This is a genomic window from Streptomyces sp. NPDC057280 (assembly GCF_042668605.1).
Taxonomy (GTDB): Bacteria; Actinomycetota; Actinomycetes; order Streptomycetales; family Streptomycetaceae; genus Streptomyces.
On record NZ_JBHUYR010000001.1, the window covers coordinates 2,020,340 to 2,043,506 of the forward strand.

The 23,167-nt window shown below is 70.8% G+C and carries 24 protein-coding genes; 16 read left to right on the forward strand and 8 right to left on the reverse strand.

Translation table 11 applies throughout. The annotated features are described in order from the left end of the window. Positions 1–78 precede the first annotated feature (78 nt). Positions 79–486, forward strand: coding sequence for a hypothetical protein (locus ACFUO4_RS09145; protein WP_383481579.1), 408 nt, complete (start codon positions 79–81; stop codon positions 484–486). 16 nt (positions 487–502) lie between these two features. Then, the gene (locus tag ACFUO4_RS09150; protein WP_079312181.1) at positions 503–865 is read left to right on the forward strand and encodes a hypothetical protein; all 363 of its coding nucleotides are present in this window, start codon (positions 503–505) and stop codon (positions 863–865) included. Positions 866–934: 69 nt separating this feature from the next. Here ACFUO4_RS09150 and ACFUO4_RS09155 read toward each other — a convergent pair whose 3' ends face one another. Then, positions 935–1,585 carry a Tat pathway signal sequence domain protein gene (locus ACFUO4_RS09155; protein ID WP_079312179.1) on the reverse strand — a complete coding sequence of 217 codons (651 nt, stop codon included), beginning with the start codon at positions 1,583–1,585 and terminating at the stop codon, positions 935–937. 663 nt (positions 1,586–2,248) lie between these two features. Between ACFUO4_RS09155 and ACFUO4_RS09160 the strand changes: the two genes are divergently transcribed. The 3 genes from ACFUO4_RS09160 (at position 2,249) to ACFUO4_RS09170 (ending at position 5,506) form a co-directional block, all read left to right on the forward strand. Next, a complete protein-coding gene (locus tag ACFUO4_RS09160; RefSeq protein WP_079313039.1) occupies positions 2,249–2,920 on the forward strand; it encodes a DUF6230 family protein in 672 nt (223 codons plus the stop codon). Then, positions 2,920–3,405, forward strand: coding sequence for a DUF6114 domain-containing protein (locus tag ACFUO4_RS09165; protein WP_383481584.1), 486 nt, complete (start codon positions 2,920–2,922; stop codon positions 3,403–3,405). Before ACFUO4_RS09160 ends, ACFUO4_RS09165 begins: the two co-directional genes overlap by 1 nt. An 859-nt stretch (positions 3,406–4,264) precedes the next feature. Continuing rightward, entirely contained in the window at positions 4,265–5,506 is a 1,242-nt protein-coding gene (locus ACFUO4_RS09170; RefSeq protein WP_383481587.1) for a cytochrome P450, read from the forward strand. Positions 5,507–5,511: 5 nt separating this feature from the next. On the opposite strand, the gene tatA is transcribed toward ACFUO4_RS09170, so the two are convergent. Continuing rightward, positions 5,512–5,733, reverse strand: a complete 222-nt coding sequence (gene tatA / locus ACFUO4_RS09175; protein WP_383481590.1) for a Sec-independent protein translocase subunit TatA — start codon at positions 5,731–5,733, stop codon at positions 5,512–5,514. Positions 5,734–5,890: 157 nt separating this feature from the next. On the opposite strand from tatA, the gene ACFUO4_RS09180 reads away from it, so the two are divergent. From ACFUO4_RS09180 to ACFUO4_RS09210, 7 genes are all read left to right on the forward strand, one after another. After that, complete coding sequence (locus ACFUO4_RS09180; protein ID WP_383481593.1) at positions 5,891–7,402, forward strand: LCP family protein; 1,512 nt, start codon at positions 5,891–5,893, stop codon at positions 7,400–7,402. 217 nt (positions 7,403–7,619) lie between these two features. Beyond that, positions 7,620–8,645, forward strand: a complete 1,026-nt coding sequence (locus tag ACFUO4_RS09185) for a substrate-binding domain-containing protein (protein ID WP_383481596.1) — start codon at positions 7,620–7,622, stop codon at positions 8,643–8,645. 62 nt (positions 8,646–8,707) lie between these two features. Further along, positions 8,708–11,026 carry a nitrate- and nitrite sensing domain-containing protein gene (locus tag ACFUO4_RS09190; RefSeq protein ID WP_383481599.1) on the forward strand — a complete coding sequence of 773 codons (2,319 nt, stop codon included), beginning with the start codon at positions 8,708–8,710 and terminating at the stop codon, positions 11,024–11,026. Positions 11,027–11,037: 11 nt separating this feature from the next. Then, positions 11,038–11,460 (forward strand): roadblock/LC7 domain-containing protein, encoded by a 423-nt coding sequence (locus ACFUO4_RS09195; protein ID WP_079313025.1) that lies wholly within the window; start codon positions 11,038–11,040, stop codon positions 11,458–11,460. A gap of 1 nt (position 11,461) precedes the next feature. Then, complete coding sequence (locus ACFUO4_RS09200; RefSeq protein WP_079313023.1) at positions 11,462–11,824, forward strand: DUF742 domain-containing protein; 363 nt, start codon at positions 11,462–11,464, stop codon at positions 11,822–11,824. Continuing rightward, positions 11,811–12,410: an ATP/GTP-binding protein gene (locus tag ACFUO4_RS09205; protein WP_079313021.1), complete on the forward strand. Its 600-nt coding sequence runs from the start codon at positions 11,811–11,813 to the stop codon at positions 12,408–12,410. Before ACFUO4_RS09200 ends, ACFUO4_RS09205 begins: the two co-directional genes overlap by 14 nt. Before the next feature lie 116 nt (positions 12,411–12,526). Further along, positions 12,527–13,942, forward strand: a complete 1,416-nt coding sequence (locus tag ACFUO4_RS09210) for a glycoside hydrolase family 43 protein (RefSeq protein ID WP_383481604.1) — start codon at positions 12,527–12,529, stop codon at positions 13,940–13,942. Positions 13,943–13,997: 55 nt separating this feature from the next. Here the strand turns inward: ACFUO4_RS09210 and ACFUO4_RS09215 are convergent, their stop codons facing one another. Then, on the reverse strand, positions 13,998–14,963 hold the full coding sequence (locus ACFUO4_RS09215; protein WP_079313017.1) for an ABC transporter substrate-binding protein: 966 nt from the start codon (positions 14,961–14,963) through the stop codon (positions 13,998–14,000). A 265-nt stretch (positions 14,964–15,228) separates the two neighbouring features. Between ACFUO4_RS09215 and ACFUO4_RS09220 the strand changes: the two genes are divergently transcribed. The 4 genes from ACFUO4_RS09220 to ACFUO4_RS09235 are packed head-to-tail and all read left to right on the forward strand — an operon-like array spanning position 15,229 to position 19,039. Beyond that, the gene (locus ACFUO4_RS09220) at positions 15,229–17,586 is read left to right on the forward strand and encodes an ATP-binding protein (protein WP_383481607.1); all 2,358 of its coding nucleotides are present in this window, start codon (positions 15,229–15,231) and stop codon (positions 17,584–17,586) included. Then, a complete protein-coding gene (locus tag ACFUO4_RS09225; RefSeq protein ID WP_079311484.1) occupies positions 17,583–18,032 on the forward strand; it encodes a roadblock/LC7 domain-containing protein in 450 nt (149 codons plus the stop codon). Before ACFUO4_RS09220 ends, ACFUO4_RS09225 begins: the two co-directional genes overlap by 4 nt. Positions 18,033–18,051: 19 nt before the next feature. After that, on the forward strand, positions 18,052–18,477 hold the full coding sequence (locus ACFUO4_RS09230; protein ID WP_079311485.1) for a DUF742 domain-containing protein: 426 nt from the start codon (positions 18,052–18,054) through the stop codon (positions 18,475–18,477). Beyond that, a complete protein-coding gene (locus tag ACFUO4_RS09235; RefSeq protein ID WP_079311486.1) occupies positions 18,416–19,039 on the forward strand; it encodes an ATP/GTP-binding protein in 624 nt (207 codons plus the stop codon). The genes ACFUO4_RS09230 and ACFUO4_RS09235 overlap by 62 nt, the downstream gene beginning before the upstream one ends. 82 nt (positions 19,040–19,121) lie before the next feature. On the opposite strand, the gene ACFUO4_RS09240 is transcribed toward ACFUO4_RS09235, so the two are convergent. From ACFUO4_RS09240 to ACFUO4_RS09260, 5 genes are all read right to left on the reverse strand, one after another. After that, positions 19,122–19,790 (reverse strand): ABC transporter permease, encoded by a 669-nt coding sequence (locus ACFUO4_RS09240; protein WP_383481612.1) that lies wholly within the window; start codon positions 19,788–19,790, stop codon positions 19,122–19,124. Further along, positions 19,790–20,470 carry an ABC transporter permease gene (locus ACFUO4_RS09245; protein WP_079311487.1) on the reverse strand — a complete coding sequence of 227 codons (681 nt, stop codon included), beginning with the start codon at positions 20,468–20,470 and terminating at the stop codon, positions 19,790–19,792. The genes ACFUO4_RS09240 and ACFUO4_RS09245 overlap by 1 nt, the downstream gene beginning before the upstream one ends. Beyond that, entirely contained in the window at positions 20,467–21,579 is a 1,113-nt protein-coding gene (locus ACFUO4_RS09250) for an ABC transporter ATP-binding protein (RefSeq protein ID WP_383481616.1), read from the reverse strand. Before ACFUO4_RS09250 ends, ACFUO4_RS09245 begins: the two co-directional genes overlap by 4 nt. Positions 21,580–21,704: 125 nt before the next feature. After that, the gene (locus ACFUO4_RS09255; RefSeq protein WP_383481619.1) at positions 21,705–22,445 is read right to left on the reverse strand and encodes an FAD:protein FMN transferase; all 741 of its coding nucleotides are present in this window, start codon (positions 22,443–22,445) and stop codon (positions 21,705–21,707) included. Between the two features lie 2 nt (positions 22,446–22,447). Then, complete coding sequence (locus tag ACFUO4_RS09260) at positions 22,448–23,161, reverse strand: FMN-binding protein (protein ID WP_383481622.1); 714 nt, start codon at positions 23,159–23,161, stop codon at positions 22,448–22,450. Between the last annotated feature and the right edge of the window lie 6 nt (positions 23,162–23,167).

Consider the following 23,167-nt stretch of genomic DNA (forward strand, 5'->3'; position numbering starts at 1 on the left):
CGCGGTCCAGAAGCCGCTGCTCGGGCAGAGCGAGGAGCCGGAGCTGACGAGAAGGACGCCGTCGGGGCGACGCTCGGCATGTCGGGCTTCATCCCGTTCTTCGGCGACTTCGCCAAGTTCCCGCACCAGTTGAAGCATCTGGACGACGTCATGGAGGCCGCCGAGGCGGCGGGCAAGGGCGCCAACAAGGCCCAGAAGGTCGTGCGCAGCCTGGACGATCCGGAGTCGCTGCGCGGCGCGACGGCGGGAGAACTGGAGAAGCTGCTGGCCGGAAAGGAGCGCATTCCCGCGCCCGCCGCGACCGGTGGCGGATTCCGGATCAAGATCCCCGGCGGAGTCATGATCTTTGAGGCAGGGAACAGCGCGAAGAAGAACGGCGAGTACGAGTTGCGCGACATCCTGCACCGGGCGCCCTATGTCAAGATCCAGCAGGGCAAGAAGGCCTACCGGGTCCCGCTGGCCGGCAACCCCGCGCTGGATCAGTGAGAAAGGAGGTCACCCCGTGAAGAAATGGGAGGACGACGAGTACTGCCTCTTCGTCAACGGCGGAGAGGGCTCCGATCTCTGGAGTGTTCTGGCCGACTGGACGCAGAGCGAGGACGAGGAGGAATGGAAGCGGCACATCCCGCGCTTCGCCCGTCTGATCAGCTGCTGGCAGCCGCTGGGGTTCATCAAGGTGTTCCGGTCGGACTCGCCGCCGGCCTACTACACGGGTGAGGAAGTGACCGGCGAGGCGCTGACCGAGCTGCTCGCGGACCCGCGCAGCTGGGAGTACTCCGAGCATCCGACGCAGTGGTTCTGTGTCGCCTCCGGCGATCGCGAGATCTCCGAGCTGGAAGAAGGCATGTGCGACGAGGACCGGTGAGCCCGGTCCACTGACGGCACACAGGGTTCGCGCCCCCACCGAGCGTGGGGGCGCGAACCCTTTGGCGTGTCAGTTGACGTAGACCGCCGCGCCGTCGGTGGCGACCGGGGCGTACTTCGCGGTCCAGAAGCCGCTGCTCGGGCAGAGCGAGGAGCCGGAGCTGCGGGTGAACTGCTGGTTGGTGAACTTGATGCTGTTGTCGGCGTTGTCGGCCGCGCCGGAGAGGCTGCCGTTCGTCGCCTGGTAGACACAGGTGACGCTGCCGAGCAGGGTCCTGAGCACGACGGTGGTCTGGATGGGACCGGCGGTGCCCGGGGTCACGGCGACGGTGCCGTCGGAGGCCACGGTGGTGGTGTACGCCAGGTTGTTGACCGTGACGCTGGTGACGCCGAGCACGCCCACGTTGTTCGAGGTGCAGTTGCTGAAGGTGTGCCCGGTCAGGGTCTCGGAGGCGGTGCCGGGAGCGGTCGGGTTGCTGTCGACCGTCGCGGTGAACTGCGAGGTGGTGCAGGTGATGCCCGTGGTGCCGGTCGCGGTGGAGTAGAGCGTCGCGGTGGTGCCGCTGGCCAGGGACGCGGTGACCGCCGTACCGGTGGCGACGGCGTCGCCGCCCGTGGACCCGGTGGTGAGGACGTTGTCGGCGGCCGACGCGGGGCTCACGCCCGACAGGGCGAAGGCGGCGACGGCGGCGGTGAGGGTGAGCAGAGAACGCGTACGCATGCGGGAATGCCTCTTTTCCGAGGTGAGGGGGGTTGAGGGGGGTGGTGGGTGGGGGGTGGCGAATGGGGGGTGTGGACGCGGCGCGGCGTCCTGCGGCGTCGGCCCGTGACGCCTTCTCCGTACGTCACGGACCGACGACGGCAGCCGACCGGTCACCGGCCGGGGAACGTGGGGTAGGTCCCCGGCCGGGCCGGGCGGGAGGTGGCGCCCCGGCACGGACCAGGGGGGAAGTGACCGTGCGGGTGCCAGCGGGAGGAGACGGGCACGGAGGAGTGCCCGGAGACGGACAGGACGTCCGGGAGGCGCGGGCAGTGCCGCGCGACGGATCCGGCGCCACGGATCCGGTTCGAGCCAGGGGCAGTTGTAGACCTGATGCTCAGTCAACGTCAAGGAGTAGAAGCGCAGTTGACGGACAGTCAAATAGCGGTGTGGCACCTCGACACATCTCGCCCCACAGGCGAGGCACAACCAACACCCTTTTTTCACAACTCTCTTGACCCTTAAATGTAACCACCGGTAACTTCCTCGGCGGCTACTGCGGAGTACGCGAAAGCCCTTGCATCCGCCGGGAGATGCGAGGGGGCGCGGGCCGCCTGCGCTGTCCGCGCCAGGACAACGTGCCATTTGATGCCAGACCGCACTGTCTATGCCCTGGGAGCACACATGGCCTCGTCTTCGGACGCCACTTCGGCCGCCGACAACACACCACAGAACGCGGAAAGCGGTTCCGCGCCGGAGCCTGTCAGACGCGGGCGGGTCCGCGCGCGCCGGGCCGCCGTGATGGCCGTGCCGGCCACGCTGGTCGCCGCCACGCTGGCGGTGCTGACCGCGGAGGGCGCGCTGGGCGTGCAGTTCGCGATCTCCGGCATGGCGTTCACCGTCACCGCGAAGGAGCTGAACGGCACCGGCTTCGAGCAGTTCGGCGCCCTCGACAACATGGCGGAGGGCAGCCCGAACGCGGGTGACACCGGGGGCCAGGTGCTGGTGGTCACCTCCGCGATCAAGAACGCGACGCTGGACAGCCTCTGCCAGAGCGTCGACCTCGGCGGGACCAACCTGCTCATCACCGCGGGCAGCGGGTCGCAGAAGGTGAAGGCGACCGACCTGACCACCGACTCCACCGAGCTGACCGGTGACGCCGACTTCAACAACATCGAGATCGGGAACGACGCCAGCACGCTCACCAAGGCCGGGGTCAAGGGGCCGATCGGGGTGTTCAGCCAGCAGTCGGACACGGTGCACATCGCCAACCTGCGTCAGACCAACTACGCGACGACCGCGGGTGTCTTCAAGCTTCCGGGCCTGAAGCTCCGTTTCAGCAGCTCGGGTTGCTGATGTCGGACACGGACACTCCACGTCGGGGAGTGCGGTCGGCCTTCCGCGCGTGGCGGGCCGGCCGTCCGTTCTGGGGCGGGCTGCTGCTCGCCCTGGGCGGGGCGGAGATCCTGCTCACCGAGAAGGCGTCGCTGAAGGTCGTCCTGCACATCGGGATGCAGGGCCTGGCCGGCTATCTCCTGCCGGCGCTGATGCTGCTGCTGGGGCTGCTCATCCTGTTCAACCCCACCCAACGGCTCTTCTACTCGATCACCGGCGTCCTGCTGGCCCTGGGCACCTGGCTGACCTCGAACCTGGGGGGCTTCTTCATCGGCCTCCTCCTGGGCGTGGTGGGCAGCTGCCTCGCCTTCGGCTGGCTCCCGGACCAGGAACCGCGGGTGAGCCGCAGGAAGCGCCGCAAGGCGGCCCGAGCGGCGAAGACCACGACACCACTGGGCTCGCTGACCGCGCCGGGGCCGGAGACCGGAAACCCGGAACCGGCCTGAGACTCGGCCCGCCGGGCAGGAGAGCATCCTGATGGCTTACGGGGGCCGGAAAGCGCCCTGGTTGGTCGCGGGGCCCCGGCGACGGCTCCGACGGCACACGAGCAGGGCCCGGGACGGGCCTTGTCCGCGCACAAGCAGGACCCGCACCGGCCCCGCCCGGGTTGGTCGCGGGGCCCGGCGACGGGCCTGACGGCACACGAGCGGGGCCGGGGGCGGGCCCGCGCACACTGGCAGGCCTGGGGACGACGGCGGGCCTGCGCACACAAGCGGGACTCCGAAAGGGCCCGCCGGCGCCCAACCGGGGCCGGGAACCGGCCTATCCGCACACAAGCGGGACCGAGGGACGCGCCTGCCCGAGCACAAAGGCTGGGCCAAGGACGAGCCTGCCCAAGCACACCCCGAGTGGGGCTCGGAACGGACGCCCCCGCGCACGACCGGCCCGGAAACCGGCCTGTCCACACACGACCAGGCCAGTAACCGGCCCATCCCCGCACAAGCAGAGCCGAGGACGAGCCTGCCGGCACGCCCCGAGGCCGGGAACGACCCTGTCCGCGCACAAGCAGGACCCGCACCGGCCAGGCGCTGCCCCCACCACCCCCGCTCGCCCCCACTGTCCCCACCCCAGCTCGGCTGAGCCACCCGCCCTCGCCCCCCGCTCGGCTCAGCCACCCGCCCTCGCCCCGCCCCCGCCCGCCTTCACCCCACCCCCCGATTCCGGCCAGACCCCCCGTGCGCCCTCGCGCGCCCCGCTGCCCGCCCCCTAGCGTGACCGTGGTGCGGCGCCGCTCGGGTGGCGGGTCGTGGTGGCCGGGGACCCCGGACCGGGGGTGCCGGGAGCTCACGGGACAGGGGGAGTTCGATGGAGTTCAAGGATCCGGTCGTGATCGACCCGACCGGTCGTGACATCCACGGCGAAGCCGCGCGGATCAGGGAGCGCGGCCCCGTCGCCCCGGTCGAACTGCCGCACGGCGTGCCCGCCTGGGCGGTCAGCAACCCCGCGCTGCTGCGGCGGCTGCTCGCCGATCCGCGGGTGTCGAAGGACGCACGACAGCACTGGCGGCGCTGGGCCGAGGGCCGTGTCTCCCCGGACTGGCCGCTGTTCACCTGGGTCGCCGTGCAGAACATGTTCACGGCGTACGGCGCCGACCACAAACGTCTGCGCAACCTCGTCGCGAGGGCGTTCACCGCACGCCGGACCGCCGCCCTGCGGCCCCGCGTCGAAGCCATCACCGACACGCTGATCGACCGCGTCGAGAAGGCCGGAGAGGGCGGTCAAGTCGTCGATCTGCGCGAGGAGTTCTGCTACCCGCTGCCCATCCAGGTCATCGGCGAGCTCCTCGGCCTTCCTCAGGAGCAGGGCCCGGAGCTACGGGCCGTCGTGGACGGCGTCTTCCACACCTCGGCCGACGCCGCCGAAGTGGCCGACATCTACACCCGCTTCTACGCGGCCATGCATCAACTCGTCGAGACCAAGCGGGCGTCGCCCGGCGACGACCTCACCTCCGCGCTGATCGCGACCCATGACGACGACGGCGCCCACCTCAGTGAGCAGGAGCTGCTCGACACCCTGGTCCTCATGGTCAGCGCCGGTCACGAGACGACGGTGAACCTGCTCGACAACGCCGTCCACGCCCTGCTCACCCACCCCGGCCAGCTCGCCCTGGTCCGCGCCGGGCAGGCGTCCTGGGACGACGTGATCGAGGAGACCCTGCGGGTCGAGGCACCGGTGGCGAGCCTGCCGCTGCGGTACGCCGTGACGGACCTGGACCTGGCCGAGCTGGGCGGTCCCGAGGGCGCCGTGATCCGTGCGGGCGAGGCGATCCTCGCCGCGTACGCCGCCGCCGGCCGCGACCCGGGGCACCACGGCGAGGACGCGGACGTGTTCGACGTCACCCGGGCCGACAAGGACCATCTGGCCTTCGGGTACGGCGCCCATCACTGTCTGGGCGCCCCGCTCGGCCGCCTGGAGGCGCGCGTCGCGCTGCCCGCGTTGTTCGCCCGCTTCCCGGGGCTCGCGCTCGCCGTGGCGCCGGGGGAGCTGGAGCCGGTGGACTCGTTCATCTCCCACGGCCACCGGTCACTGCCGGTGCGCCTCGGCTGACGTACTCACTGGGACGGCGAAGGCGACTGCGCGGCGGCAGGGGCGTCCACGGGCGCAGTCACCGCCGGCGCGGACTCCTCCTTCATCGCCTGCGCCTCGCTCTTGAGGATGCGCATGGACCTGCCGAGCGCCCGCGCGGTGTCGGGCAGCTTCTTCGAGCCGAACAGCACGATCACGACGATCGCCACTATCAGCAGGTGCCAGGGTTCCAGTCCGTTACGCAGCACGGCCGCGCCTTTCTCTCGCCCGAGTTCTCAACTCGCTCTTACGTCGGTCGCGCACACTTGCGGCGGCCGCTGCCCGTCGGATGACGGTTGCTGTCGTGCGCAACTGTACAACCGGGGCTTAGGCGACAAATCCCAGCTATTTGCAAAAAGGGCGCGGATGACGATCACCAGTGCAGGGCGGCCGGCACCTCCGCGGCACCGGCAGGAGCGCCCCGGCGGGCGTCGCCGGGCGGGCCGCCGCCGGGGCCGCCGGATACGCGTCGCACTCGCCGTGTGCCTCTCGCTGCTGGTCCTCGCGACCGCCGGCGCGGGCTGGCTCTATCTGAAGCTGGACGGGAACATCAGCACCTTCGACTCGGGCGGCGTCTCCGACGACCGGCCCCGGGCCGGCTCCTCCAAGGGTGAGAACGTCCTGCTCATCGGCTCCGACGCGCGCACCGACGGCAACGCGGCGCTCGGCGGCGGCGACAAGGACGACATAGGGCGCTCCGACACCACGCTCCTGCTGCACGTGTACGCCGACCACCGGCACGCGCTGGCGGTCTCCATCCCCCGCGACACCCTGGTCACGATCCCGCCCTGCAAGCTGCCCGACGGCAGCTGGACGAAGACGCAGACCGACACGATGTTCAACGCGGCCTACTCGGTGGGCGAGACCGCCAAGGGCAACCCGGCCTGCACCCAGAACACCGTCGAGCACCTCACCGGCCTGCGCGTGGACCATACGGTCGTCGTCGACTTCAAGGGTTTCGCGCGGCTGACGGAGGTGGTGGGCGGGGTGAAGGTGTGCCTGCCGCAGGACGTCTACGAGAACGATCTCAACCCGCACCGGACCACGCCGGGCAGGCTGCTCTTCAAGAAGGGGGTGCAGACCGTCTCCGGGCAGAAGGCGCTGGACTACGTGCGCATCCGGCACGGCATCGGCGACGGCTCCGACATCGGCCGCATCAAGCGCCAACAGGCCTTCGTGGCAAGCCTGTTGAAGGAGGTGAAGAGCAAGGGTCTGACGCCGACGCACCTGTTGCCGCTCGCCGACGCCGCGACGAAGTCCCTCACCGTCGACACCGGCCTGGGTTCCGCCGACAAGCTCATCTCCTTCGCGATGTCCCTGAAGGACGTCGACCTGCACAACACCAAGTTCGTCACCCTGCCCTGGCGGTACGACGGTTCGCGCGTCGCGATCGTCGAACCGGACGCCGACGCCCTGTGGGCGGCCCTGAAGTCCGACCGCACGATCGACGGCAAGAACGCGACGGGGAAGCGGAAGGGGAAGCAGAAGACGCCCACGGCGTCCCCCACCCCCGTGTCCGGCGCCGGCATCGCCGTCGGCGTCTACAACGGCACCACGATCACCGGCCTCGCCGCCCGCGCCGCCGCCACGCTCACCTCCGACGGCTTCACGGTCACCGGCACGGCCACGGCGGCCACCCAGGACCACCCCACCACCCTCGTCGAGTACGGCCCCGGCGAGGAGTCCCGGGCCCGCACGGTCGCCGCGGCCTTCCCGGGCGCCACGCTGGAGTCCGTCGCGGGCACCGGCATCAGCGTCGTACTCGGCCAGTCCTACGCCACCACACCCACTCCGTCTCCGACGGCCGTGCCCAGCACGGTCGCGGACGGCGCCCGGTCGGCGGACGACAACCCGTGCTCGAACCTGACGTACGGCTGAGCCCCCCAACTACCGACCGCCCCCGACCCCCTGATGATCACCGACCATCACGATGCGGCACCGACAAGTCACTACAAGCGGCTGATCACTTGACTACCGGCGGTCACACACGGTTGGCTCCGGGCAAGTGAAAGTTCAACAGGTCGACGCACACCGGCGTTTCGGCCTCGCTTTCGCGTTCCACCAGCTCGGCCGCACAGTGAGGTGCCGCATCCTCATGATCACCACTCCCCCACCGCAGGCATCTTCCGGATCCGCCGCGTCCGTGCGTCTCGCCGTCGCGTCCGCGGCCGCCCTCCTGCTGCTCGCCGGCTGTTCCGCCTCGGGTTCCGCTGCCGGTTCGGGTGCCGCCGACGCGCGGCTCGGGTCGGGGGCGAAGGGGGCGATGAAGGTCGCTCTCGTCACCCACGGCGGTGAGGGGGACGCCTTCTGGGAGCTGGTGCGCAAGGGAGCGGAGGCGGCGGCCGCGAAGGACGGGGTCGAGCTGACGTACGCGAGCGACTCCGACCCGGCCCGGCAGGCGCAGTTGGTGCGCGACGCGATCGGGGAACGCGTGGACGGGATCGCGGTGACGCTGGCCAAGCCGAACGCGATGAAGGCGCCGGTCGCCGAGGCCCGGGCGGCGGGCATACCGGTCGTCGGACTCAACTCCGGTATCGACGCCTGGAAGTCGCAGGGGCTGCTGCAGTACTTCGGCCAGGACGAGAGTGTCGCGGGCGGCGCCGTCGGGGACAGGCTCGACGCGCTGAAGGCCAAGCACGCACTGTGCGTCATCCACGAGCGGGGCAATGTCGCGCTGGAGGCGCGCTGCGCCGGGGTGAAGAAGACGTTCGGCGGCGAGACCGAGAACCTCTACGTGGAGGGCACCGACGCCAAGGCCGTGGACGCCGTCCTCACCGCCCGGCTGCGGCAGGACCCCGGCATCGACGAAGTCGTCACGAACGGCGCGCAGTTCGCGCTGGACGCGGTCGACTCGGTGAAGGCGGCGGGCAGCAGGGCGCGGGTCGCCACCTTCGACCTCAACAAGGACCTGGCCCGGGCCGTGCGGGACGGGTCGGTGCAGTTCGCGGTGGACCAACAGCCGTATCTCCAGGGCTATCTCGCGGTCGACTCGCTGTGGCTGTACCGCACCAACGGCAATGTCAGCGGCGGCGGGGTGGCCCCCGTGCTGACCGGCCCCGCGTTCGTGACCCGGAGCAATGTCGCCGCCGTGGCGAGGTTCGCCGCCGCCGGAACCCGCTGAGCGGGCCCCTCTCCGCTCGCACTCCCCGCCTCCCCCTCCCTGCTGATCGCCCAAGGAAGACCATGTCTGACCGGACAGGCCCCCGGCGCCGGCGCCGTCTCGGCTCCATACGGATCTCCCTGATCCTGCTGGCGCTGGTGCCCAGTGTCACCCTCGCCGCCATGTGGGGCGTGACGACGATCCAGATGTTCTCCGAGGGCCTCAGGCTGCGCGCGCAGACGGAGCTGAGCCGCTCGACCGGCGCCATGGGCACCGAGGCCACGCTCGCGTTGCAGCGCGAACGCGCCGCGTCCGCCGCCTGGTTGGCCAGGGTGCCCGGCTCCCGGGCCGCCCTGGACCGGCAGCGCGCTGAGACCGACAAGGCGGTCGCCAAGCTCGTCGGCCGTGCCGAGGAGATCCAGCGGGCACCGGACCGGGTCGCGGAGCGGCTGTACTCGGTGGTCGCCTCGCTGGGCAGCCTGGAGTACTACCGGGACCAGGTGGACGCCCCCGCCGACATCTCCGCCGAGCAGGTGCTGGACCAGTACACGTCGATCGTCGACGGCCAGATCCACGCCTTCGAGGAGCTGTCCCAGGTCGACGACGGCGACCTCACCTCCCAGGCCGAGCCGCTCGTCGCCCTGGAGCACGCCGCGGAGCTGACCTCGCAGGAGGACGCCCAGCTCACCCTCGCCTGGCCGGACGGACATCTGGACGAGAAGGGCTGGACGCAGTTCGTCCAGCTGGTCAACACCCGCCGCTGGCTGGTCCAGGACCAGATCGTGCCCGCGCTGACCGGCGACGCGAAGACGGAGACCGAGCGGATCCTGGCGAGCAGGGAGTGGCAGACCCTGATGTCCGTCGAGGACCAGGTGCTCGCCGCCCGCCCGGCCCGCGCCGACGGCCGGGTCGCGCTGCCGGACGCGCGGAAGCGGTGGACGGCCGCGCTGGACACGGTGTCCGACCGCTACTCGGTCCTCATCCAGCGGCAGACCTCGGGGCTGCTCACGCGCAGCGCCGGCAAGGCCGACGACCTGCTGCTGACGGCCGCCTCGCTCAGTGCCGGCGGTCTGGTCGCGCTGCTGCTGTGCGTCGGCATGTCCTGGCGGATCACCCGCTCCCTGTCCCGCCGGCTGCGCGGCCTCAGGGTCGCCACCCTGAGCCTCGCCCAGGAGCGGCTGCCCGACGTGGTGGCCCGCCTCGACCGGGGCGAGAAGGTCGACGTGGACCGGGCCGCGCCGGAACTGGACTACGGCTCCGACGAACTCGGCCAAGTGGCACGGGCGTTCAACACCGCCCAGCGCACCGCCGTGGAGACCGCCGTCGAACTCGCCGACACCCGGCGGGGTTTCCAGAAGGTCATCCTCGGCATCGCCCGGCAGAGCCAGAACCTGGTCAACCTCCAGCTCAGCCGTCTCGACACCCTCGAACGCCGGCACCAGGACCCCGAGGTCCTGGCGGGCCTGTACGAACTCGACTCCACGGCCAGCCAGTTGCGGCGCTACGAGGAGAACCTCGTCATCATCAGCGGCGGGCAGCCCCGGCGCAGCTGGACCGAGCCCGTCGCGATCGTCGACATCCTGCGCAGCGCGGTCGGTGAGGTCGCCGAGTACCAGCGGGTGGAGGTGCACACCGACGAGGAGCTGTCCCTGGCGCCGCCCGCCGTGGCCGACGTGATCCATCTGCTGGCCGAACTCATCGAGAACGCCACGCTGTACTCCCCGGCGCCCAGCCCGGTCGGGGTGCGGGCGACGGTCGTCGCCAAGGGCCTGGCGGTCGAGATCGAGGACCGCGGGCTCGGCATGCCGGAGGAGGACTACGCCTCGTTCAACGCCCAGTTGGCCGAGGCGCCGAAGTTCGACGTGGTGGCGCTCGCCGACGACCTGAGGCTCGGCATGTTCGTCGTCGCCCGGCTCGCCGACCGGCACGGGATCTCGGTGACGCTGCGCTCGTCGCCGTACGGCGGGACGACGGCGATCGTGCTGATTCCGCACGAGGTGCTGGTGCGGGAGGAGGACGGGGGTGCCCCGGCGGAGGAAGGGGACCACAAGGCGGCCGACGCCGAACGCCCCGGGCGTTCCGGACCTTCCGAACCCGTCGAACCCGTCGAGCCCTCCGACTCCGTCGAGCCCTCCGACCCCGTCGAGCCCTCCGACCCCGTCGAGCCGGTCCGGCCCGCCGAGCCCTCCGCCCCCTCCCGCCTCCCCCGGCGCGTCCCCCAGACCAGTCTGGCCGTGGAGCTGCGTGAGGAGGCGCCGGTCGTCGTCGACGACGACCCCGAGGGCTTCACCGCGGAGCACGCCGCCTCCTCGCTCGCCGGGTTCCAGCGCGGCACGCTCCAGGCCCGGGAAGCGGCCGAACCCGCCGTCGTCCCCACCACTCCCCACACCGACCGCTCATGAAGGACATCGCCATGACACGCCCCACCCCCGCCACGCACACCGCGCTGGACCAGCTGCTCACCGGCCTCGTGGACCGGGTCGCGGACGTCACGCAGGCCGTGGTGCTCTCCGACGACGGGCTGGTGGTCAGCAAGTCCACCGGGTTCCTGCGGGACGACGCCGAGCGTCTGGCGGCGACCGCGTCGGGGCTGATGAGCCTCAGCAAGGGCGTCAGCATGGACTTCCGGGGCGGGCCGGTGCGACAGGCGCTGATCGAGATGGCCAACAGCTTCCTGATACTGACCTCGGCCGGTCCCGGCGCCCATCTCGTCGTGCTCACCGGGCCGAACGCCGACGTCGGCGTGGTGGCGTACCAGATGAACATGCTGGTGAAGAAGATCGGCGAGCATCTCAGCGCGGCACCGCGGACCGGTCTCGGTCCCACCGGCGTGTGAGGTGAGCGAAAGCGACGCGGTGGCGGGCCGGCTGGTACGGCCGTTCGCCCTGACCGGCGGGCGGACCCGGCCCAGCCGCGCCTGCTTCACGCTCATCGCCACGGTGACCGCGGTGGACCCGCCGCCGGAGCGGGCGCCGCGGCCGCAGCCCGAGCAGACGCGCATCCTGCGCCGGTGCGCCCGGCCGGTCGCGGTCGCGGAGCTGGCGGCGCTGCTCGACCTGCCGGTGAGCGTGGTCGTCATCATGCTCTGCGATCTGCTGGAGGCGGGCCTGATCACCGTCCACCCCCCGCACCCCGTCACCGACCGCACCCTGGACCTGGACCTCCTGCAGAAAGTGAGGGACGGCCTTGGCCGGCTCTGAGGCATCCGCCGCCGGGACCCCCGCGGCGCCGGACACCGTCAAGATCCTGATCGCCGGGGGCTTCGGCGTCGGCAAGACGACGATGGTCGGGTCGGTGAGCGAGATCGTGCCGCTGCGCACGGAGGAGCCGCTGACCATGGCCGGGCTCGGGGTCGACGACCTCGCCGGCATCGAGCGGAAGAAGGCCACCACGGTGGCCCTGGACTTCGGCCGGATCACCATCAACGACCGGCTGGTGCTGTATCTGTTCGGCACGCCGGGGCAGCAGCGGTTCTGGTTCATGTGGAACGACCTGGCCGTGGGCGCGCTCGGCGCGGTGGTCCTGATCGACGTGCGGCGGCCGGAGGCGAGCTTCGCCGCCGTCGACTTCTTCGAGCGGCGCGGCATCCCGTTCGTCGTCGGCGTCAACGGTTTCGACGGGCGGCACCCTTATCCGCCCGAGGAGATCAGGGAGTCACTCGCGCTGCCGGAGGGCGTGCCGGTGGTGCTGTGCGACGCGCGGGAGCGGGAGTCGTCGCGGGACGTGCTGATCGCCCTGCTGGATCTGCTGATCGCGTCGGCGGTCGGCGGCACAGGTTCCGCATAGGTGATCGGCGGAAACCCGCCAACCGTGCCGGAGTGATTGACGGGTAACTCCCGTCCCTCTACTTTCCATTCGCCTCGTCGAACCTCGTTCGACATGTCGACCATCTGGAGAGTCGCATGCCCGCAGAGCCGCCCCCCGCTCGCCTCCCCTCCGCTCCCGGCCTCTCCCGCCGACGCCTCCTCGGCATGGCCGCCACCGCCCCGCTCGCCGCGACCGGCGCACTGGCGCTGGGCGCCGGGACCGCGCACGCCGCCGACTCGGCGTACGTCATGGCGTACTTCACCGAGTCGACCAATCTCGGGGACAGCACCGACTACGGCCTCCACCTCGCCGTCAGCAAGGACGCGCTGCTCTGGACACCCCTGAACCAGAACAACCCGGTGGTCACCCCGACCGAGGGCGCGGGGGGCCTGCGCGACCCGTTCGTCCTGCGCAAGCAGGACGGCACGTTCGTGGTGCTCGCCACCGACCTCAAGGGCACCGACTGGAACTACAACAGCCAGTACATCCACGTCTGGAACTCGACCGACCTGCGCACCTTCACCGGCTACCACCGGCTGAAGCTGCACGACATGGTCACTCACAGCTGGGCACCGGAGGCCTTCTGGGACGCGGGACGCGGCCAGTACGCGATCATCTATTCGTCGGTCAACTCCAGCGGCCACAACGTGATCATGGTCAACTACACGACCGACTTCGTCACGGTCTCCGCGCCCCAGGTCTTCTTCGATCCCGGATACGACGTGATCGACGGCGACATGACGGTGGGCGCGAACGGCGTCAACTACCTCTACTTCAAGAAGAACGGCACGCTGGTGGGCGCCCGGTCTACCTCTCTCACTCCGGGCAGCTTCACCCCGTTCACCTCGGGTGTGTCGCACGGCGGCACCGAGGCGCCGACCGTCGTCAAGTCGCTCACGTCCGGCACGTACTGGCTCTGGGGCGACACCTACACACCCAACGGTGTCTTCTACGCCTGGCAGTCCACCGATCTGGCGGCGGGCACCTGGACCGCGCTCGACCAGCGGACGTACACCCAGCCGGTCAACTCCAAGCACTGCGGCATCACGACGATCACCGGCACCCAGTACGACAACCTCGTCGCCACGTGGGGCGCGCCCGCCTGGAACCGGCTGAAGTCCTACAACTACCCGGCCCGTTACGTCCGGCACGCCGACTACGTCGGCCGCATCGACGCATACCCCGTCGAGCCGTACAAGGACTCGCTGTGGAAGCTGGTGCCGGGCCTCGCCGACTCCTCCGGGGTGTCGTTCCAGTCGGTCAACTACCCGACCCGGTACCTGCGGCACTACGACTACGCGCTGCGGCTGGACGCCAACGACGGCACGTCGACGTTCGCCGCCGACGCGACGTTCCACCGCACGGCCGGCCTCGCGAACTCCTCGTGGGCGTCGTTCCGTTCGTACAACAACCCGACCCGGTACATCCGGCACTACGACTACGCGCTGCGGATCGATCCGATCTCCACCGCCACCGAGCAGCAGGACGCGACGTTCCACGTCGGCTACTGAGCACTCGGCCGCCGACGCGGGGTCCGCGTCGGCGGCCGGGTCCGGGGTGCCGGTGTCAGGACGCCAGGCCGGCCGTCTTCAGCCAGGCCTTCGCGACGTCCAGCGGGTCCTTGTTGTCCAGCTGGACCTGGGAGTCCAGGTCGAGGAGCGTCTTGGTGTCCAGCTTCTTCGAGACCGCGTTGAGCGCGTCCACGCCCTCCTGGGAGAGGCCGCTCTTGTAGACCAGCGGGGTCACGTTGGCGAAGCCGAAGAGGTTCTCCGGGTCCTGGAGGACCACGAACTTGTTCTTCGTGATGTTCGGGTCCGTGGTGAAGATGTCCGCGGCCTGCACGGTGTTCTTCGACAGCGCCGCCACGGTCAGCGGGCCGCCCGCGTCGAGTGCCTTGAAGGACTTGAACTTCAGCCCGTACACCGACTCAAGGCCCTTCAGGCCCTGCTGCCGGGTCTGGAACTCGGGCGAGCCGCCGATCACCAGCTCCGGGGCGGCCGCCTTGAGGTCCGCGAGGGTGGACTCGCCGGTGAGGTTGTACTTCTTGGCGGTGTCCGCGTTGATGCTGACGGAGTCCTTGTCCTCGGCGGACGACGACTCCAGCAGCGTCAGCTTGCTGTCGAGCTTGGTCTTGACGGCCGCGTTGACCTCGTCGGCCGACTTCTGCTCCGCCTTGGCGTCGAGGTACGACAGCAGCGAGCCGTTGTACTCGGGCAGGACGGTGATGGAGCCGTTCTTCAGCAGCCCGTAAGTGACCTCACGGGAACCGACGTTGGGCTTGTAGGTGACCTTGATGCCCTTGGCCTTCAGGGCCTCGCCGTAGATGTCGGCGAGCAGGATGCTCTCGGCGAAGTTGTTGGAGCCGACGACGACCGTGTCGCCGCTCGCCGCCTTGCCGGTGTCCTCGGCCAGAGGGTCGGAACCGTCGTCGGAACCGCATCCCGCGAGCAGGGCCGCCGAGGCGGCCAGCGCGACGGCCATCGCGCCGGGATGCTTCCGAAGGGACCTGCTGCGTGGGGCGTTGGAAGTCACGATTCCCGTTCCGGGCTGTGTGGGCTGATGAGAGAAAACACGTGCACTGATCCAATCCAGCCAGTTCTTGGTCAGTCAAGAGAAGTCCGGTCACCAATTGGCGTCGATGCGTCGCCTGTTGTGAACAACAAGTTACGCGGCCCGCAAGGCGGCACGCCCGGCCCGTAATGGATTCTTGACACGGGCGAACATGATCCACATCCCTCTGAGGCGGTAGTCTCCGGTTTGTTGGCGAGCGATCAGAATCGGTCACGAAGGAGGCCTGTTGTCCATACGGGGTTTCACCGACCGCTGGACCTTCAGGCGCAAGCTCAACCTGCTGGTCGGCGTGCCGCTGACCGTGGTCGCGGTGCTGCTCGCCTACCTCATCACCGACCAGGTCGGCCGGTCCTCGGACGCCTCGGACGCGGCCCGGCTGGTCCGGGACAGCAGCGAGGTCGCGACGCTGGTGGACCGGCTGGAGGCCGAGCACCAGCAGGCGATCCTGCTGTCCGTGCGCCACGAGGCCACCAACGACGGCGGCACCCCCTCGCAGGCCGCCTACCGCGACGCGCAGGTCGCCGTGGACCGGCAGGTCCAGAAGGTCCGCAAGACCTTCGGCGGCCGGCTCCCCGCCGAGGAGGCCCAGGCCCTCAAGGAGATCGAGGGCCTGGAGAGCCTGCGCAACACCGTCGAGCAGGCCTACCTCCCCGCCGACAACATCGACCCCGCGTACACCAGCGCCGCCAAGGCCCTCATCGACGGCCTCGGCCTGGACCGCAACGCCGCCCTCGCGGCCACCTTCACCGGCAACCTCCTCGACTCGCTGCTGCGCGCCGACGCCGCCCACAGCGCCTTCGAGACCGGCGTCTTCTCCGCCACGACCGGCGACTCCAACGCGCTCATCGAGTTCATCGGCGCGATCGGCTCCTCCGACGAGTACACCCACCAGGCCGACCGCTTCGCCCGGTTCGCCACCGACGCGCAGGCCGAGCGGCTCGCCGGGATCGAGCACAACAGCGCCCAGGCCGTCATCAACGAGCAGTACGCCGAACTCCAGATCGACCCCAGCTCCCTGCAGGCCGGCTCCCCCGCCGAGATCCGCGAGGCCTTCCGCACCGCCTTCGACTCCTACCCGTCGTACCGCAAGCAGGCCAGTGTCCGGCTCGGCATCACCACCTCGCTCATCGACGAGATCGCCGACCGCGCCGACCAAGCCTCCGCCGATGCCCTGCACAACGCCGTCCTGCTGCTGGGCCTCGCCCTGCTGGGCTTCCTCCTCTGGTTCGCGCTCTCGGTGGCGGTACGGCGCTCCGTGGTCCGCCCGGTGCAGGCGCTCACCGGCGCCGCCCGGGAGGTCGCCGACGTCGCCCAGCGCGAGCTGGCCCGGGTCGCCGACGACGACGCCGAGGACGACGCCCCGCCGCGGCTCGGCAAGGTGCCGGTGACCGCGCGCGACGAGATCGGCGACCTCGCGGAGGCCTTCAACCACGTGCAGAGCACCGCGGTCGCCCTGCTCCAGCGTCAGGTCCTCAGCCGCCGCAACGTCGCCGAGATGTTCGGCAACGTCGGCCGCCGGGTCAGCAACCTCACCTCACGGCAGCTGGCGCTGATCGACGCCGTGGAGCGCGGCGAGACCGACCCCGAGATCCTCGAACGCCTCTACAGCATCGACCACATCGCCGTCCGCCTGCGCCGCAACGCCGACAGCCTGATGCTGCTCGCCGGCATCCGCGAGATCGGCGTCGGCTCCGGCCCGACCGCGCTCACCAACGTCGTACGGGCCGCGCTGGGGCAGATCGAGGGCTTCCGCCGGGTCCAGCTCCAGGCCCGCAGCGAGGTCATGGTCGAGCCGGACGTCATCGGCGACCTGACCCTGATGGTGGCCGAACTCGTCGAGAACGCCGTGTCGTTCTCCCCCGAGGGCAGCCCGGTCGAGGTGACCGTGCAGAACACGGCCGAGGGCGCGGCGATCGTGGTCGCCGACCACGGCCTGGGCATGAGCGCCGAGCGGCTCGCCGAGGAGAACGCCCGCCTGGTGCGCCGCGAACGCCTCGACCTCGTCCCCACCAAGGTGCTCGGCCTGTTCGTGGTCGGCACGCTGGCCCGGCGCTGGGAGATCTCCGTCGCCCTCACCCGCACCGCGGGCGGCGGCGTCACGGCCGAGGTGACCCTGCCGTCCTCGCTGCTGCTGCAGGCGGCGGCCGTGCAGGTGCCGGCCGCGACGACCCCGGCGGCCGAGCAGAGCGACTCCGGCCCGCGCCCCGCCTCCGACGACCCCACGGGCCCGCTGCCCCGCCGGATCCCCCGCCGCGAGGCCTCCGACGAGACCCCCGAGACCCCTCTCATCCCCGCGGCCCGCAGCGGCGAGCCGCCCGCCACCGACTCCCCGGGCGCCTCCCGTCCGCTGCGCCGCCGCGTCCGCGGCGCCACCCTGCACACCACCGCCGGCGCGGTCGCCGAACCGGTCGTCCGGCAGGAGGTCCGCCCCGCCGACGCGGAGGCCGTCCGCTCCGCCCTGGACGAGTTCGAAGCCGCCGTGGAACGCGCTCACCGTGACACGGGCACGCACAACGTCGTGGTGCCCGCGGCACCCCCCACCCCGCAAGACCAGAACCACCTCCCGGAAGGAGCGGAGCAGTGAGTGAGCCGATCTCGGCCGAACTCAAGGCCGCCGCAGCCGACTTCACCTGGCTGTTGAATCGTTTCGCGACCGAGACCGCGGGCGTCGTCGACGCCATCGCCGTCTCCTCCGACGGACTGCTCATCGCGGTCTCCGAGCTCCGCGAGCACGCCGACTCCGAACGCCTCGCCGCGATCGTCTCCGGCATCACCAGCCTGGCGGCGGGCGCCTCCGGCAACTACGGTCTCGGCGGCCTCAACAAGGTCATCATCGACCTGGAGGGCGGCCACGTCCTGGTCTCCGCGATCGGCAGCGGCGCCGTCCTCGGCGTGGTCACCGACAAGGAGGCCAAGCTCGGCAACATCGCCTACGAGATGACGGTGTTCGCCAACCGGGCCGGCACCGCGCTCAGTCCCCAGCTGGTGCTCGCGCTGAAGAACAGCGTCGGCTCACCTTCGGCCCTGTAGACCGGGACGGACACATTCCATGGCGGACGGCTCCCCACCCCCGGGCGGCGACCCGGTCGGCCCCGCCCCCGCCGTACGGCCGTTCCTGGTCACCGCCGGCCGGGTGGCGGCCGGTCCGACCGGGCGGGCGATGCCCGTCGAGACCCAGGTGGTGGCCACCGTCGAGGGTCTCGGCGCGCTCGACGGGCTCTCCTTCGAACAGCACGACATCGTCGCCGCCTGCCGGCGCCCGCAGTCCATCGCGGAGCTCGCGGCCCGGCTGCGGCTGCATCTGAACGTGGTCCGGGTCCTCGCCGAGGACCTGCGCGAAGAGGGGCGGCTGACGGTGCACGTGCCCGACTCCGAAGCCACGCACGACGCTTCCGTCCTGCGCAGACTGATCGATGGCCTGCGCGCCATCCCCGACTCCGGGAAGGAACTCCGTGACAACGGCGACAACGGCTGAACCGGCCGCCGTACGACCGCCGCTGCCGGTCAAGATGGTGATCGCGGGCGGCTTCGGCGTGGGCAAGACCACCGCCGTCGGCTCGATCTCCGAGATCGAGCCGCTGACCACCGAGGCGGCCATCACCGAGGTCGCGGCGGGTGTGGACGACCTCTCGCTCACCCCGCAGAAGACCACGACCACGGTGGCGATGGACTTCGGCTGCATCACCATCGACCCGACCCTGAAGCTGTATCTGTTCGGCACGCCCGGGCAGGAGCGGTTCGGGTTCATGTGGGACGACATCGTCGAGGGCGCGGTGGGCGGGCTGGTCATCGTCGACACCCGGCGGCTGGACGACTGCTACGCCGCCGTCGACTACTTCGAGCACAAGCGGATCCCGTTCGCGGTCGCCGCCAACGCCTTCGACGGGAAGGTCGAGCACACCCTGGACGAGGTCCGCTGGGCGCTCGACGTGGCCGACCACGTCCCCGTCGTCGTCTTCGACGCACGCGAGACCGGCTCGGTGCGGGACGCGCTGCTCGTCGTACTCGAACTGGCCCTGGCCCGCACGGAGTCCTGAACCCGCAGCGGATCACCCGAACGTGGATGCCCGGTTCGCAGGAACCGGGCATCCACGTTCGGGACCACGTTCGTCCGGGTCCTCAGCCGCTGCGCCGCACCCCCGGCGACACCGCGACCCTCCCCACCGCCCAGAACACCCCGAGCGTCGCCAGCGCCATCCCGGCGACCAGGGTGGCGCCGCCCACGACCTTCTCGTAGTCGCGCTGGTAGAGCCCGTCGATGATGAACCGGCCGAGGCCGCCGAGGCCGACGTACGCGGCGATGGTGGCCGTGGACACGATCTGGATGGCGCCCGAGCGGATGCCGCTGAGCACCAGCGGGAGCGCGGCCGGGAGTTCGACCTGGAACAGCACCCCGGCCTCGCTCATGCCCATGCCCCGCGCCGCGTCCACCGGCGAGGGATCGACGGAGCGCATCGCCTCGTACGTGGTGACCAGGATGGGCGGCACGGCGAGGACGACCAGCGGCACCATGACGTTCACCAGGCCGAACCCGTACAGCAGGGTCAGCAGCACCAGCAGACCGAAGGTGGGCAGCGCCCGCCAGGCGGTGGCGATGAGGGAGAGGGCGTTGCCGCCGCGGCCGTAGTGGCCGGTGACCAGGCCGACCGGCAGGCCGATCAGGACGGCCAGGCCCAGCGCCTCCAGGGTGTAGCCGAGGTGTTCGGCGAGCCGGGTGGGGATGCCGTCGTAGCCGTGCCAGTGCGCGTTGTCGCTGAAGAACGCGTCGATGAAGTGGAACAGGTTCATCAGACTTCCTTCGCACTCGTCCGCGCACGCGTCACCCGGCGCGGCATCCACGGCGTCAGCACCAGCCGTACGGCGACCAGGGTGCCGTCGGCGAGGAGGGCCAGCAGCGCCATGCTGAGCACGGCGTTCACGGCGAGCTCGGGCCGGTTGTAGATGTTGGCGTCGTTGATGAGATTGCCGAGGGCGCCCTGGTTGCCGATGATGCTGCCGATGCTGACCAGGCTGATGCTGGACACGGTGGCGACCCGCAGGCCCGCGATGATGGCGGGCACCGCGATCGGCAACTGGACCTGGACGTAACGGCGTACGGGTCCGAAGCCCATGGCGGTCGCGGCGGCGAGGGTCTCCTGCGGGACCGAGCGGACGCCGTCGACGATCGCCGGGACCAGCACGACGAGGCTGTAGACGGTGAGCGGGATCATCACCGTGAGCTCGGTCTGGCCGGTGTAGTCGATGAGGAGGACGAAGAAGGCCAGCGAGGGGATCGCGTAGAGGATGGTCGTCACCCAGAGCACCGGCGGGTACAACCAGCGGAAGCGGACGCAGAGTTGGGCCAGCGGGAGCGAGACCAGCAGCCCGGCGAGGACCGGGAGCAGGGCCTCACGCAGATGCAGGCCGACCAGGCCGAGCCAGCTGTGCTGGAGGTCGCTGGGGATGTCGAAGAGGCGGTCCCAGTTCATCCGGTGACCTTCGCGTCCGCGTCCGTACGGCCCTCGTCGTGGGCGCCCCGGATCGCCTGGGCGATCGTCTGCTGGGACACCACGCCGGTCACCTTGCCGGCGGCGTCCACGGCCACGGCCCACCCGGTGGGCGAGAGCACCGCGCAGTCCAGCGCGGCTCGCAGCGAGTCGGTGCCGACGACGAACGGGCGCCCGTAGGGCAGCAGTCGGCCGTCGGCGGCGAGGTCCTCCGGCTTGGTCCAGCCGAGCGGCCTGCCGTCGGCGTCCGTCACCAGGAGGAACTCGGCGTCGGTGACGGGCCGTTCGGCGCCGCCGCCCGCCTTGACGACGGGCGCCATGGTCAGTTCCAGTCCCGTGGACGGGAAGAAGGAGAGCCGCCGCACGCCCCGGTCGGCGCCGAGGAAGTCCTCCACGAACTCGTCCGCCGGGTGCGACAGCAGCTCGGCGGGCGGCGCGAACTGGGCGAGCTTGCCGCCGGTGCGCAGTACGGCGACCATCGTGCCGAGCTTGACGGCCTCGTCGATGTCGTGCGTGACGAAGACGATGGTCTTGCCCAACTCGGCCTGGATGCGCAGCAGTTCGTCCTGCAACCCCTTGCGCACGACGGGGTCGACGGCGGAGAACGGCTCGTCCATGAGGAGGACGGGCGGGTCGGCGGCGAGCGCCCGGGCGACGCCGACGCGCTGCTGCTGGCCGCCGGAGAGCTGGTACGGGTACCGCTTGGCGAGCGAGGCGTCGAGGCCGACCCGCTCCATGAGCTCGCGGGCGCGCTCGCGGGCCTTGTCCTTCTTCCAGCCGAGCAGCCGGGGCACGGTCGCGATGTTGTCGACGATGGTGCGGTGCTGGAAGAGGCCGGCGTTCTGGATGACGTAACCCATGGACCGGCGCAGGGTGTTGACCGGCTGCTGCCGGCTGTCCTTGCCGTCGATGAGGATGGTGCCCTCGGTGGGCTCGATCATCCGGTTGATCATGCGCAGGGTGGTGGTCTTGCCACAGCCCGAGGGTCCGACGAGGACCGTGATGGAGCCGTCGGGTATCTCCAACGAGAGCCGGTCGACCGCCACCGTGCCGTCCGGGTACCGCTTGGTGACTGAATCTATCCGTATCAAAACGCCGAATACCCTTCGGGTCTGGCATGAGTTGCCCGCTTTCGGCCCCGGTGGGACCGGCCGTTTCCGGTGAGTGTAGACCCGTTGTGTTTCGGACCTGCGAAGACGTCGCCCCGGCCCCGCTCTCAGGCGGCCGCCGAGCCCTCCCGGGCCACCGGGAACCCCGGCGTCCGCAGCACCCGGCGTTCCGCGTCCACCGCGAACACCTCGATGCCCGGCAGCGAGGCCGCCCACTCGACGCCCTCCGGGCCCATCGCGAAGGCGGCCGTGGCCACCGAGTCCGCTTCCGTCAGCGACTCGGCGACGACCGTCAGGCTCAGCAGCCCGGTCGCCGGACGTCCCGTGCGGCCGTCGATGATGTGGTCGCCGCGTTCGTAGCGGGCGGAGGTGGCGACGGCGCCGTCCGTGAGGTCGAGGACCGTGCAGAGTTTGTCGGCCTGTTCGGGGTGGCGTACGCCCACCCGCCAGGGGCCGCCGGCGGCGGCCACGTCGCCGCCGGCGTTCAGCACGAAGCGGTGTGCGCCCGCCGCCTTCAGGAGGTCGGCCGCGCGCTGCACCGACCAGCCCTTCACCACCGCGCACGGGTCGAGACCCCGGCCCGGCAGGCGGACGTCGAACGCGCCGCCCGTCGCGGCCCGGTAGTGCTCGCACAGGTCGAGCACCAGTCGCAGGTCGGTGCTGACCTCCGACTCCGCCAGCTCCCCGCGGCCCAGCCGGGACACCTCGCTGTCCGGCTTGAACGGGCTGAAGCGGGCGTCGACCTCGCGCAGCCAGGCGAAGACCCTGTCCCCGGCCGGCTCGAAGTCGCCCTCGTCGTCCACGCGCAACGACACCGGGAAGCCCATGACGTGTTCGACCCTGTGCATGATCAGCCCTTCGCGTCGATCGCGGCCTGGAGCGACTCCTTGTAGGCCTCGCTCGTGATCGTCGCACCGGACACCGTGTCGATGTCCGCGCTCTGCGCCTGAAGCGTCGCCGCGATCAGCTTCGGCACCGCCGCCGTCGTCTGCGGATGGTTCGGCTGCTGGAGCATCTTCACGGCGGTGATCTTGTCGCCCTCGAAGGTCACCTGGACCTGGACGGGGCCCTTCTCGGTGTTCAGCGCCGAGCCGTCGACCGTCCGGGAGGCGGCGGCCGACGGGGAGGGAGACCCCGACGGGGAGGGGGACGCCGAGGCCGACTTCGCGTTCTCGTCGATCGCCGCCTGCAACGACTCCTTGTACGCCTCACTCGTGATCGTCGCGCCCGACACCGTGTCGATGTCCGCGCTCTGCGCCTGCAGCGTCGCCGCGATCAGCTTCGGCACCGCCGCCGTCGTCTGCGGATGGTTCGGCTGCTGGAGCATCTTGACCGCGGTGATCTTCTCGCCCTGGAAGGTCACCTGGACCTCCACCGGGCCCTTCTCGGTGTTCACGGTCGTCCCCTTGACGACCGTGCCCGAGGAGGTGCCTCCAGAGGAAGACGCGGACGGGGCCGGGGTCGCCTGCGCCGTCGACGTACCGCCGCCGATCGACGGCTCGTAGCGCCAGACCGGGACCAGGCCCGCGATGCTGAGGACGACTACAGGTATGGCTCGCTTCACGATCTC